The following is a 12,811-nucleotide window of genomic DNA, read 5'->3' as shown; positions in this document are numbered from 1 at the left end:
TGCCGCAGCCGAGATCGCGTCCATGACAGATAAGGCACGGGCGCCCGCGGATGGGAACAGAACTCGATTTGGGTCAGATCCTGAAGGATTTGGAAAACACCAGCACGCTTGATGAGCTTGGCTCGGTCGCCATTCGCCTGCGCGACTGTCTGAAAGTCGAACATCTGACATATCATTGGGTGGATGCCGCCGGGGATCAGTACGGCCATACCACCTATTCTGATGCCTGGGATGAACGGTATCGCGAAAAAAACTATCACCGCATCGACCCTGTGATACTGGGGTGTTTCCAACGATTTCACCCGGTAGATTGGAAATCGCTGGACTGGTCCGGCAGGGTGTCCAAAGCGTTTCTTCAGGATGCATTGGAACATGGGGTGGGCAATCAGGGTTATTCGATCCCGATCCGAGGGCCAAACGGGCAGTTTGCGCTGTTCACCGTCAATCACAGTTGTGACGACGGCACTTGGCAGGATTTCATCTCGACTTTTGGCCGAGAATTGATTCTCGTGGCGCATTACATCAACCGCAAAGCACTGGAGTTTGAAAGGGACAGGCAGCCTGAAGCGACCCGAGGTCTGTCCCCGCGTGAAATTGATGCGATGACGTTGCTTGCGCAGGGCTTCAGCCGAGCGCAGGTTGCGCATTCGCTGTCGATCTCGGAACACACTCTTAGGGTCTATATTGAAAGCGCGCGCTCGAAACTGGGTGCGCAAAATACGACGCACGCCATCGCGACCGCGCTCAGCCGTGGGTTAATAGTCGTTTAAGCAACGTACGGTCTTAGAACAGTAAATTAACCACGACTTCGTACCCCTTTCGTTCCTGCACAGGACGACAAGGGGAATTAGTCATGTTGCGTTACTTGTATGCTGATGAGCTGCATGAATTTCCAGCTTTGGCCGACGGGATGTTTCGAGATCGCGCGGATCAGTTCAAAACCCGGCTGGGATGGGACGTTTACGTCAATGAAAAAGGGGAAGAGCGGGATCAATACGACGATCTCAACCCGCTCTATGTGATTTGGGAGGAGCCGGATGGTAGCCATGGCGGCTCAATGCGGGTTCTGCCGACCACTGGCCCGGTCATGGTGAACGAGGTGTTCGGTCATCTCAACGAGGGCGAGCCGATCTGCAGCCCTCTGATCTGGGAGGTCACGCGCTTTTGCCTATCGCGTACAGCCAGCCCCCATACGGCTGGGGCTATTATGCTGAGCGGCGGTGAAATGATGGAGGGGTTCGGTCTGACTCATATCGCCGGCGTCTTTGATGCGCGGATGATCCGGATCTACCGCCTGATTGGGTCGTCGCCAATTGTGTTAGGGTCCGAAGGGAAAGGGCGCGATCAGATCTCGGTTGGTTTGTGGCCGTATTCCGCGGATGATTGCAACCGCGTGGCGGATCGGGCGGGCATCCCGCGCGAGCTTTCGCGCCTGTGGTTCAAAACCGCGTTCGGCCCGGCGAAACAGCACCGGTTTGCGCTGTCGGCCTAGGGTCTTGAAAACCCAAATCCATATCTGGTGAAGGGTGGCGCGGCCCTGTAGGGTCGCGCCATGTCTTTGCCCAATGTGACCTTCTCAGAAGATCAGGCCGCCGCCTATGACAGCATCGCCGAGATGCTGCGCTCTGCCGGGGTGGACCTTGAAGATGATGCCCTGCTGAAACTGCCGGGACACGGTGAATCGGGCGTTATGGCCGTGATCGGCAAGGCCGGTTCGGGCAAGACCTTACTACTGGCGGAACTTTACAAGGCGCTGGCTGAGACGGGCGTTCACATCGTCTCAGGCGACTATGAAAGCCGCAAATCCCGCGACAAACGCAGTCTGGCGATTCTGGCCCCCACCAACAAAGCTGCGAGCGTTTTGCGCCTGCGCGGGGTGCCCGCGACGACCATCCATCGCATTCTCTACACGCCCGTCTATGACCCAGAATATGAACGCATCGCCGAATGGCTTGAGGGCAATGACGAACGGCCCGAAATCGAAGGCCTGACGGATGAGGCGTTGGACCGGGCGGCTGCCTTCTATCAGAACAACAAGTCGATCCCCGGAGCTCTGGCTGCCGCCGGTCTGCGCGGGTCGGACTTCATCACCGGCTGGAAACGCCGGGAAGAGCCGCTGGACATCGGCTTTGTCGACGAAGCCTCGATGCTGGATGACCGCCAGTTTGATGATCTGAAGGAGATCTTTCCGACGTTGCTGCTGTTCGGCGATCCGGCGCAGCTGGCACCAGTGAACCAATCCGGCAGCATGGTATTCGAAACCCTGCCCGAGCCGCGCAAGCTGACCCTGCATCGCATACACCGTCAGGATGCCGACAATCCCATTCTCGATCTGGCCCATGCGCTTGCTGACCCTGCCATGGGCTTTGAGGATTTCGAGCGTCTGGTCGAAGATACCGCGCGTCGCGATGACCGTGTGGTCTGGGGGCAGCGGGTCGAGGTTGATCTGATGGCCCGCAGTCCGGTTCTGGTCTGGCGCAACGCAACGCGCATCCGTCTGATCCAGGCCTTCCGGCAGGTCCACGGCGCGCCCGAGACGGAGTTGCTGGAAGGTGAGCCGCTGATCTGCGACGGGATTGAGTTGCCTCTGAAACACCGCAAGAAACGGCTGGATCTTGAGGCGCGTGGCCTGATCAAAGGCGCGCAGGTCGTTTATCTGGGGCCGGGGCGAAAACCCGGTTTCTCGCGCCTGCATGTCATGGGGGCCGAGGACCCTCAGGTCAGTGCGGCGTCGATTGTGCAGATCGAAAAGCCGGATGAAGAGGAACCGTTCATCCCCTATGCCGCGCGTATGGGCGCGACCTTTCTGCATGGGGCGGCGGTGACCATCCACAAGGCGCAGGGCTCGCAATGGGACACGGTGCAGGTCTTTGCGCCCGACATCTATGCCGCTGCCCGCATGGGCCGGACCGAGGCCGGTCAGCCCTTGTGGAAACGACTGGCCTATGTTGCCATCACCCGCGCGCAGGAACGGTTGATCTGGGTGGTGCGCAATCGCTTGTCCAAACCCACCCATCCTCTGCGCGTCGATGATCTGCGCGCGATACCGGCGGCGACCCTGACACTGGAGGCTGAAGAGACATGAAATCCATCCTCATAACCGGCGCAAGTTCCGGGATCGGAAAGGCTACAGCCGAGCTGTTTCTGGCCGAGGGCTGGACTGTTGGCCTGCTGGCCCGCAGCGAAGACAAACTGGTGGAAATGGCCGCAGGGCATCGCAATGCGATCCCTCTGGTTGCGGATGTGACCGATCCCGTGGCAGTTGCGCGCGCCTTTCGGTCGTTCTCGAACAGGGCCGAGCGGCTGGATGTACTGTTCAACAATGCAGGCATCTTCGCACCGGGCGGCACGATTGATGAAATCGCGTTGGAGGACTGGTACCAAAGCGTCAACGTCAACCTCAACGGCATGTTTCTGAGCGCGCGTGAGGCGTTTCGGATCATGCGTCATCAAACGCCGCAAGGCGGGCGCATCATCAACAATGGCTCAATCGCGGCGTATGTGCCGCGCCCGAACTCGGTGCATTATTCTGCAACGAAACATGCCATCACCGGGCTGACGCGTAGCCTGTCGCTGGATGGGCGTGATTTTGGCATTGCCTGCGGCCAGATCGATATCGGGAACGCCCGCACTCAGATGGTGCAGGGGCTGGTTGATGCTGCGATTGCCGATGGTACGACGCCCGATCCGACCATGGATGTGGAAGACGCTGCCAAGTCGGTGCTGCACATGGCCAATCTTCCGCCCGAGGCCAATGTGCAATTCATGACCGTGATGGCCACGACCATGCCCTATATCGGCCGGGGTTGAGCGCTACTTTTCGCGCAGTAGACGGAAGGCGGTCGAGGCACCCCACCCAGCGGCAATAGCGATGACCAGTGACATCAGCCCGTACCAAACGGGCTGTTCGCGGGACATATTGTAGAGAAACCGCTCCAGCCCCACTTTGCGCACGTCGATGGTGGTTTCGTATTGCGACACAACACTGCCGCCCCGCGTCAGGAAGATGCGTGCGGCGTAGTCTCCTTCGGTCAGGTCGGCGGGCATGTCGATGGAGGTGCGGAACAGGGTCTGTTCATCCACCGCAACAGTGTTTTCGCGGATCGAATACAGGCTCTCGCTTTCGCGGATGCGTATCACGGCGTCGGCAAAGTCTTGAGCGGCTTCGATATGCATCGCCGCCCCAACCGAGCGGATGGCCCGTTCGATGGAAACCCGATAGCGCAGATCCTCGGTATTGGTGAGGATTTCTTTGAATGGCCCGCTGGTGGCAACAGCGTAGAAGCTGGGGGCCAGATCGACCTCGACGCTGTCGGTGTTCACCCAGATTCCTAACTTGCGCTCCTTGCGGCGCACGGTCAGAGGCTCTGACGGGCCTGCAACGGTGACGATCACCTCTAGCGGAGGGCCTTCGGGGATCGGGGCTTCGCGCTTGATGGCCCCGAAGATCAGAATCTCGGACCCGTCGAACGTTGCGGTAATGGCAACCCGGTCCTGGCTAAGTCCCAAGACCACCTGCTCTTCCGCGGCAGCGGCGGGCAGGCAGAACAGGCACAGGGCGGCGATCAATGAGCGGATCATGATCAGTGCCCCCCGCTGGCGCCAAGCGAATACAGCTCGGACGGTTCCAGAAGCAGATCAAGCGCCAGCTTGCCGCAGACGACCAGTACAAGCGCAGCCAGCAAAACCCGCAATTGTTCGGCTGGCATCCGGGCGCCGATCACAGTTCCGATCTGAGCTCCGATAACGCCGCCGACCAGAAGCAGTACGGCCAGAACCACGTCCACGGTGTAGTTCGTGGTGGCGTGTAGCATTGTCGTGAAGGCGGTTACGAAGATGATCTGGAACAGGGATGTCCCAACCACAACCTTGGTGGGCATGCCCAACAGATAGATCATGGCAGGCACCATGATGAAGCCGCCGCCGACGCCCATGATCGCGGACAGAACGCCCACACAGAGGCCAACCAGAACCGGTGGGATGACCGAGATATACAGGCCCGAAGTACGAAAGCGCATCTTGAAGGGCATCGCATGGACCCAGCCGCGCTGACGACGCTTGGCAGGTGACGCTCCGCCTTTCTTTGCCTTGCGCAAGGCGCGCAGGCTTTCGATGAACATCAGGCTGCCGATCACGCCAAGGAAGACGACGTAACACAGGGTTACCAGCAGATCGACCTGACCCAAACTCTTGAGATAGTTGAACACGACGACGCCAAGCGCGGCCCCGATGAGGCCGCCGATCAACAGCACCGTGCCCATCCTGAAATCGACCGTCCTTCGCCTGAAATGAGCCAGAACGCCCGAGAAAGACGAGGCGACGATCTGGTTGGCTTCGGTCGCGACGGCAACCGCCGGAGGGATGCCGATAAAGAACAGAAGCGGCGTCATGAGGAAGCCACCGCCGACTCCGAACATGCCCGACAGAATGCCGACCATGCCTCCGAGCCCTAGCAGTAGGAAGGCGTTTACGGAGACTTCGGCAATCGGAAGGTAAATTTGCATGGCATGCTCTAGTCGTATTGAGTTCGGCTGTGCAAAGCGGTGGACCCGCCGGCATCGAAAATGCGTGCAGCCTGAATATCGGGCGCTGCGGTCACAGGCCTACCACCCGTCTTTGGCAAATACGAGGGGAGGTTTGCACTCTTTTCTATCAGAGGAAACACGCACATACCCTCTTAGAGCGGTTGCGGCATGCAAAATCAACTCTGCATGCCGCTCTGCAGCGAACAGGACCCAGAATTGGCCCTGAACTGGACTTATCAGCGTTCTTTCACGTAAGGCTCGCCACCGGCGCGGGGCGGAACCGCCTTGCCGACGAAGCCCGCAAGAATCACCACGGTCAGGATATAGGGTAGGGCGTCCATCACCTGCACAGGGATCACGATGCCGCCCAGGTCGATATTCTGGAACCGCAGCGCGATGGCCTGAAGCAGGCCAAACAGTAAACAAGCCCACATCGCGTGCCAGGGACGCCATTTCGCAAAGATCAGCGCCGCCAGCGCAATGAACCCGCGACCGGCGGTCATTTCCTTGACGAACCCAGCTTGCAGGGCGGTTGCAAGATAGGCTCCGGCGATACCGCAGAGTACGCCGCAGATGGCGACAGCCGCAAAGCGCAGACCGACGACCGAGACACCGGCTGTATCCACGGCGGCCGGGTTTTCACCCACAGCGCGCAACCGCAACCCGAACCGGGTGCGATAAAGGATCCACCACGTCGCAGGCACCATCAGGAAGGCGATATAGACGAGGATCGAATGGCCGGACAGCAGCTCGGAGTAGATCGGGCCGATGAAGGGCACGTCACTCAGCGCTTCGGCGAAGGGGAAGTTGATCGGCTCAAATCGGCCTTGCCCGAACAGCGACGGGGTGCGCCCGCCCTGTTGGAACCAGCTTTGCGCGATCAGAACCGTCAGGCCTGAGGCCAGGAAGTTGATCGCCACGCCTGAGATCAGCTGATTACCCCGGAACGTGATCGACGCCACGCCGTGTAGTGCCGACAAAACCAGAGACGACGCGATCCCCGCGAGCAATCCCAACCAGACCGAACCGGTCACCGCCGCCACAGCCGCCGAGAAGAAGGCCGAGATCAGCATTTTGCCCTCAAGCCCGATGTCGAAAATCCCTGCGCGTTCGGAATAGAGGCCTGCCAGGCAGGCCAGCAGCAAGGGCGTCGCCAGGCGGACGGTGGAGTCTAGAACCTGGATCAGTGTTACGAACGACTCCATCACTGAGGCTCCTTCCGCAGGGCAAGGAACAGCTTTTCAAGCGGCATCCGCACCATGTTGTCCAACGCTCCGGTAAACAGGATCACCAGCGCCTGAATGACCACGATCAGTTCGCGCGGGATGGATGTCCACAAGGCCAGTTCGGCACCGCCTTGATAGAGGAAGCCGAACAGAAGCGCCGCGAGGAATACGCCGAACGGGTGCGAACGGCCCATCAGGGCCACGGCGATCCCGATGAAACCCGCGCCTTCGGTTGAGTTCAGAACCAGACGCTCGGCCTCACCCATCACGTTGTTGATCGCCATCAGACCGGCCAACCCGCCCGAGATCAGCATGGCGATGATGGTGATGCGAACCGGCGAGATCCCGGCATAGACGGCACCGGTTTCCGAATGACCATAGGCCCGAATTTCATATCCCAACCGAGTGCGCCAGATCAGCGCCCAGACCACGAAACAGGCGATGATCGCCACGAAAAATGAAATATTGGCAGGTGCGCCGCGGAACATCACGTTCTCGGCGGTTGAGAACATGGATTGGAAAGTCGGCAGGTGTACCGCCTCGGGGAAGCGCGCGGTTGCCGGGTCCTGCGAGCCTTGCGGGCGCATGACATTGACCAGCATGTAGTTCAGGAAGGCGGCTGCGATAAAGTTGAACATAATCGTGGTGATCACGATGTGGCTGCCACGTTTGGCCTGCAGGTAAGCCGGGATTGCGGCCCATGCCGCGCCGAATAGAGCGGCCCCCAAACCTGCAGCGATCAGAGCGATGCTCCAATGCGGCCAAGGGATGTAGAGGCACACCATCGCCACTCCAAGGCCGCCCAGCATCGCCTGACCTTCGCCACCGATGTTAAACAGCCGCGCGTGGAAGGCCACGGCCACCGCGAGCCCAGTGAACATGAAGTTGGTCGCGTAGTAGAGCGTATAGCCCCAGCCATAGGTCGACCCCAGCGCGCCTGTGACCATCAGGTTCACGGCCTCAACCGGGTTCTCTCCGATGGCGAGGATCACCAGCGCCGACAGGATCGTGGCCAACACCAGGCTGATTATGGGAATCAGCACGACGTCGGCCCATTTGGGCATTTTTTCCATCTTACGCGGCCTCTCCCGCAACACCGGCCATCAGCAGGCCCAGTTCTTTTTCATCTGTCTCATGGGGCAGACGCTCACCCATGATATGTCCGTCAAACATCACGGCGATCCGGTCCGAGAGCGAGAATATTTCCTCCAGCTCGACCGAGACCAGCAGGATCGCTTTGCCTTGGTCGCGCAGGGCTACGATCTGTTTGTGAATGAATTCGATCGCGCCAATGTCTACGCCGCGGGTCGGTTGGCCAACCAGCAACAGGTCTGGGTTCCGCTCGATCTCGCGCGCGACGACGATCTTCTGCTGGTTGCCGCCCGAAAAGCTTTTGGCGGTCAGCCAGCCATTCGGGGGACGCACATCGAATTTCTCGATCTTGGCTTCGGTGTCCGCGCGCAGGGCGGCGTTGTCCATGAACAGGCCGCGCTTGTAGGCCGGGTCGCGGTGATAGCCGAAGGCAACGTTTTCCCAGGCATGGAAATCCATGATCAGACCTTCGCGCTGACGGTCTTCGGGGACGTGGGCGATGTGCTGCGCGCGACGCGCCTGACCGTCGGACCCAGCCCCGCTGAGGGGCAACGGCGTACCGTTCAGCTTGATCGACCCCTGACCGGGGCGCATTCCGCCCAGAACTTCCAACAGTTCCGACTGGCCGTTGCCCGCGACGCCTGCGATGCCGACGATCTCTCCAGCGCGGACGGTCAGGTCGATGCCTTTGACACGTTCAACACCTGCCGCATCGAACACGCGTAGGTCTTGGACCTCAAGAATGGGTTTCCCGGGCTGCGCGGGTACCTTGTCGACCTGTAGCAGGACCTTGCGGCCCACCATCAGCTCGGCCAGATGCTCCGGGCTGGTTTCGGCGGTTTTGACCGTAGCCGTCATCTCTCCGCGCCGCATGACCGAGACGGTATCGGTGTTCTCCATGATCTCGCGCAGCTTATGCGTGATCACGATGATGGTTTTTCCTTCGGCCCGAAGGCGATCGAGGATGCGGAACAGCTGGTCGGCCTCGGCCGGGGTCAGAACGCCGGTGGGCTCATCAAGGATCAGGATCTCGGCCTTGCGATACAGCGCCTTGAGGATCTCGACCCGTTGCTGCATGCCCACGCCGATTTCATCGATGCGCTTGTCAGGGTCGACGAACAGCTCGTACTCTTCCTCCAGCGCTTTCAGCTCTTTCCGGGCTTTGGCCAGAGACGGGGCCAGCAGACCGCCATCCTCGGCGCCCAGAACAATGTTTTCCAGAACGGTGAAGTTTTCGACCAGCTTGAAGTGCTGGAACACCATCCCGATACCCGAGGCGATGGCCGCCTGACTGTCTGGAATGTCGGTCTTGGTGCCGTTGATCCAAATCTCACCTTTATCGGCTTTGTAGAAGCCGTAGAGAATGCTCATCAGCGTGGATTTGCCCGCACCGTTTTCACCGATGATCCCATGGATCGTGCCGGGGGCGACGCTGATGGAAATGTCTTTATTGGCCTGAACCGGCCCAAAGGCTTTGGAAATCCCTTTGAGCTCAATGGCGGGGACTGTCATGTCTTGTCCTTGGGTTGCCGAAGGGCCGCGCGGTTCGCGGCAGAGTGGGACCGAGGCGGAGGTCACCCCCCGCCCCGTGCGATATCAGAACTGCAGCGCCGGGCAGCTGTCGTTCTCGTAGTAGCTGACAACGGAGATGTCGCCGTTGATGATCGCTTTGCGTGCTTCGTCCACGGCGTCGTTCATACGAACAGAGACAAGTTCTTTGTTGTTCTCGTCCATGGCAACACCAACGCCGTCCTCGGCCAGGCCCATGGCGAATACGCCGGTTTCCAGATCTTCACCTGCTTTCATCGCGTCATAGACTGCCACGTCCACGCGCTTGAGCATCGAGGTTAGAACCTTGCCCGGGTGCAGGTGGTTCTGGTTGCTGTCCACGCCGATCGACAGGATGCCTTCATCCGCTGCGGTCTGCAGAACACCAACACCGGTGCCACCCGCGGCCGCATAGATCACGTCAGCGCCTTGGCTGATCTGCGCTTTGGTCAGCTCGGACCCTTTGACTGGGTCGTTCCATGCGGCAGGTGTTGTGCCGGTCATGTTGGCAACAACGTTTATGTCGGGGTTCACAGCCTTGGCGCCTTGCGCATAACCGCAACCAAAGTGGCGGATTAGCGGGATATCCATGCCGCCGATGAAGCCGACAGTGCCCGACTCCGACGCCATTGCAGCCATCATACCAACAAGGTACGAGCCTTCGTGCTCGGCAAAGCCGATCTGACGGATGTTCGGGGCGTCCAGCCAAGTAACGTCAACCGCGACGAACTTGGTTTCAGGATAGTCGCCGGCAACGGCAGACAGCGGGTCGGCCATGGCAAAGCCCATGGTGATGACCGGGTTCGCGCCAGCCTCGGCGAAACGGCGCAGGGCCTGTTCACGCTGTGCTTCGGACTGAAGCTCGATCTCGCGATAGGTGCCGCCGGTTTCGTTGGCCCAACGCTGCGCGCCGTTATGTGCGGCTTCGTTGAACGACTTGTCGAACTTGCCACCCAGGTCAAAGATCAGGGCCGGTTCGGCCAGTGCGGCACCCGCGGTCAGAGCGACGGCGGCGGCAGCGCCCATCAAAGATTTCATCAGGGTCATTTGGTACTCCCGTTGTTTTTGTCGGTTCGAGGTTAAACTAGCCTCGTTTACCCACCTATAGCGAGCATAACCGTTGTGATGACGGGAATTAAGGCCGTATGCAACAGGCAGGGTCAACTGATTTTTGACCACTTGGTCTAAAAAGTGGGGTGTGGGGCTACGGTAGGGGGCGTTCCATTACGATCGCGTCGCATTTTGAGGCGGAATCGCGTGTGTAATAGCCTTTTCGCCGCCCGCAGGGGCTGTATCCGAAGCGCTCATAGAGCGCGATAGCCGCCTCATTGTCTGCCGCCACGTCAAGAATCGCACGCGCTGCACCGAGGTCGGCAGCTAAGGCGTGCCAGTTTTCCATGCAGGCTGATGCCAATCCCTGACGCTGATGCATAGGGTGAGTCGCGATGGTCAGCAACTCGGCTTCGCCCGTGACTACCTGAAACAGAGCAAAGGAGTTGGGGTCTCCGACGACATGGGTGAAGCGGTTTTGCAGCAGGTCTTCGAACTCGGCAGCCGTCCACGGGCGCGCCTGTGTGAAGGCCGCAGCGTGGGTCAGGGCCATGTCTTCCGGGGTCATTCGTCCAGCAGCATAGGAGGGAGGTCGCGAGAAGGCGCCGCATCCGCGGGGCGAATATAAAGCGGTGCGGGTGGGTCTGTTTCCGTGCCGTATCGGCGCGCCGCGACATGGGCGATGGCCTGAACATGCGCGTTTGGGTCCGTGGCAGTGAAGAGGGGGCCAAGCCCCTCGGCCTCGGCTCGAGGCATCAGGCGTGGGCCTTCGGAGGTTTGCATATAGACCTGATCGCGTGGGGCTGAGATTGCGGACAGGTGACCGTCGGGCATGATCTCGGCCAAAGCGTCAAAACCTGACACGCCGACGGCCGGGATGTTCAAACCCAATGCAAGCCCGCGCGCCGCTGAGACTGAGATTCGAATGCCGGTGAAGTTTCCCGGTCCTACGCCAACACCAGTGGCGTCCAGGTCTTTCCAGCCAAGACCTGCCTCAGACAGAACCTCCTCCAGCAAGGGCATCAGGCGTTCGGCTTGCCCGCGTGACATGGCCTCGGCCCGCGTGACGACAATTTCAGAGCCACGCAACAAAGCGGCCGCGCAATGCGCGGCCGATGTGTCAAATGCCAGCAGCGTCGGTTCAGACGGCAACGGGGCGAACCTCGGTCACTTCGGGAATGTAGTGGCGCAGCAGGTTCTCGATCCCCATTTTCAGGGTCAGGGTCGAGGACGGGCAGCCCGCGCAGGCCCCTTGCATGTGCAGGTAGACCACGCCGCGGTCAAAGCCGTGGAAGGTGATGTCGCCACCGTCCTGAGCCACCGCAGGGCGCACGCGACTGTCCAGCAGGTCCTTGATCTGATCGACGATTTCCGAATCCTCGCCGGTATGTTCGGCATGGCCGGATGCCGGCGCCGCCTCGGCTCCCATGACGGGCTGGCCGGATTGGTAATGCTCCATCACCGCGCCGAGGATGCTTGGCTTGATGTGGTCCCAATCGACGTCATCCGCCTTGGTCACCGTGACAAAGTCATTGCCAAAGAACACGCCGGTCACGCCGCTGACCGCAAAGATGCGCTGGGCGAGGGGCGATTTTTCGGCCGCTTCTGCGGATGGGAAGTCGGCTGTGCCTGCCTCAAGCACCGTCTGGCCGGGCAGGAACTTCAAGGTTGCCGGGTTCGGGGTGGATTCGGTCTGAATGAACATGAGGCAGCTCCGTTTTCGTTGCTTCTGATATGCGGGCAGCCGCCGTGGAAGTCAAGATTTGGAACCGTTCTAAATTGCGAGAGCGTGGTTTATCGCGTCAACCAACCGGTCGTCACCCCAGAAAACCTCATCCCCGACGACAAAACTGGGTGCGCCGAACAAGTCGAGTTCTTTGGCGCGGCTGGATTGAGCAAAGAGCGCCGCTTTGACCTGCGGGTCTTGCGATTTGTCCATAAAACCGGCGGGCAGACCTGCGGCTGCAAGACAATCGGTCAATGTCGATGCGGCCGAGATGTCGCGGCCCTCACCGAACTCGGCAATGTAGACGGCTCGGGTAAACGCGGCCCGCTGGTCCTGGGACCTGATGGCCACGGCCAAACGCGCAGCGGTCAGGGAATTCTGCGGAAACGGATCGGGGCGTTGAAAAGGCAATGCGCGCGCGGCGGATAAACGCTCCATATCGCGCCACATGTAGCGGCCCTTGGCGGGGTAGATCGTGAAGGGAGATGTGTTCCAGCCCTGTTCGGCAAAGATGGGCCCCAAAAGAAAGGGCTGCCAGTCGATGGAAACGCCCTTGTCAGCGGCCAGTTGCTCGATCCGCATCGCGCTGAGATAAGAATAGGTTGAGGCGAACTCGAACCAGAACTGAACGGGTGCTGCCATGG

At 60.1% G+C, this 12,811-nt stretch carries 14 protein-coding genes; 4 read left to right on the top strand and 10 right to left on the bottom strand.

From position 1 onward, the window contains the following. Positions 1 to 50 precede the first annotated feature (50 nt). The 4 genes from ACR0C3_RS10015 (at position 51) to ACR0C3_RS10000 (ending at position 3,810) form a co-directional block, all read left to right on the top strand. Positions 51 to 770 carry a helix-turn-helix transcriptional regulator gene (locus tag ACR0C3_RS10015; RefSeq protein ID WP_480758284.1) on the top strand — a complete coding sequence of 240 codons (720 nt, stop codon included), beginning with the start codon at positions 51 to 53 and terminating at the stop codon, positions 768 to 770. Positions 771 to 853: 83 nt separating this feature from the next. Further along, positions 854 to 1,492, top strand: a complete 639-nt coding sequence (locus ACR0C3_RS10010) for an acyl-homoserine-lactone synthase (protein ID WP_480758283.1) — start codon at positions 854 to 856, stop codon at positions 1,490 to 1,492. Positions 1,493 to 1,552: 60 nt separating this feature from the next. Beyond that, positions 1,553 to 3,085: an ATP-dependent DNA helicase gene (locus ACR0C3_RS10005; protein WP_480758282.1), complete on the top strand. Its 1,533-nt coding sequence runs from the start codon at positions 1,553 to 1,555 to the stop codon at positions 3,083 to 3,085. After that, positions 3,082 to 3,810, top strand: a complete 729-nt coding sequence (locus ACR0C3_RS10000; protein ID WP_480758281.1) for an SDR family oxidoreductase — start codon at positions 3,082 to 3,084, stop codon at positions 3,808 to 3,810. Before ACR0C3_RS10005 ends, ACR0C3_RS10000 begins: the two co-directional genes overlap by 4 nt. Before the next feature lie 3 nt (positions 3,811 to 3,813). Here the strand turns inward: ACR0C3_RS10000 and ACR0C3_RS09995 are convergent, their stop codons facing one another. From ACR0C3_RS09995 to ACR0C3_RS09950, 10 genes are all read right to left on the bottom strand, one after another. Beyond that, positions 3,814 to 4,581: a TIGR02186 family protein gene (locus ACR0C3_RS09995; protein WP_480758279.1), complete on the bottom strand. Its 768-nt coding sequence runs from the start codon at positions 4,579 to 4,581 to the stop codon at positions 3,814 to 3,816. Positions 4,582 to 4,583: 2 nt separating this feature from the next. Beyond that, positions 4,584 to 5,504, bottom strand: a complete 921-nt coding sequence (locus ACR0C3_RS09990) for a sulfite exporter TauE/SafE family protein (RefSeq protein WP_419738888.1) — start codon at positions 5,502 to 5,504, stop codon at positions 4,584 to 4,586. Between the two features lie 257 nt (positions 5,505 to 5,761). Next, entirely contained in the window at positions 5,762 to 6,730 is a 969-nt protein-coding gene (locus ACR0C3_RS09985) for an ABC transporter permease (protein WP_480675618.1), read from the bottom strand. Beyond that, positions 6,730 to 7,824 (bottom strand): ABC transporter permease, encoded by a 1,095-nt coding sequence (locus tag ACR0C3_RS09980; RefSeq protein ID WP_480758278.1) that lies wholly within the window; start codon positions 7,822 to 7,824, stop codon positions 6,730 to 6,732. Before ACR0C3_RS09980 ends, ACR0C3_RS09985 begins: the two co-directional genes overlap by 1 nt. Position 7,825: 1 nt before the next feature. Next, positions 7,826 to 9,355, bottom strand: a complete 1,530-nt coding sequence (locus ACR0C3_RS09975) for an ABC transporter ATP-binding protein (protein ID WP_480758276.1) — start codon at positions 9,353 to 9,355, stop codon at positions 7,826 to 7,828. Positions 9,356 to 9,439: 84 nt separating this feature from the next. Then, positions 9,440 to 10,438 carry a BMP family ABC transporter substrate-binding protein gene (locus ACR0C3_RS09970; RefSeq protein WP_170378922.1) on the bottom strand — a complete coding sequence of 333 codons (999 nt, stop codon included), beginning with the start codon at positions 10,436 to 10,438 and terminating at the stop codon, positions 9,440 to 9,442. Between the two features lie 157 nt (positions 10,439 to 10,595). Then, positions 10,596 to 11,009 carry a GNAT family N-acetyltransferase gene (locus ACR0C3_RS09965; RefSeq protein ID WP_480758275.1) on the bottom strand — a complete coding sequence of 138 codons (414 nt, stop codon included), beginning with the start codon at positions 11,007 to 11,009 and terminating at the stop codon, positions 10,596 to 10,598. Next, complete coding sequence (gene tsaB, locus ACR0C3_RS09960) at positions 11,006 to 11,593, bottom strand: tRNA (adenosine(37)-N6)-threonylcarbamoyltransferase complex dimerization subunit type 1 TsaB (protein WP_170691461.1); 588 nt, start codon at positions 11,591 to 11,593, stop codon at positions 11,006 to 11,008. The genes ACR0C3_RS09965 and tsaB overlap by 4 nt, the downstream gene beginning before the upstream one ends. Continuing rightward, positions 11,583 to 12,146: a NifU family protein gene (locus ACR0C3_RS09955; RefSeq protein ID WP_170462695.1), complete on the bottom strand. Its 564-nt coding sequence runs from the start codon at positions 12,144 to 12,146 to the stop codon at positions 11,583 to 11,585. The genes tsaB and ACR0C3_RS09955 overlap by 11 nt, the downstream gene beginning before the upstream one ends. A gap of 69 nt (positions 12,147 to 12,215) precedes the next feature. Beyond that, entirely contained in the window at positions 12,216 to 12,809 is a 594-nt protein-coding gene (locus ACR0C3_RS09950) for a DsbA family protein (protein ID WP_480758273.1), read from the bottom strand. Positions 12,810 to 12,811 lie beyond the last annotated feature (2 nt).

The sequence above is a fragment of the Ruegeria sp. CK3 genome (assembly GCF_056536565.1).
Note: the sequence above shows the minus strand (reverse complement) of the source record. Positions and strands in the feature narration are given on the sequence as shown.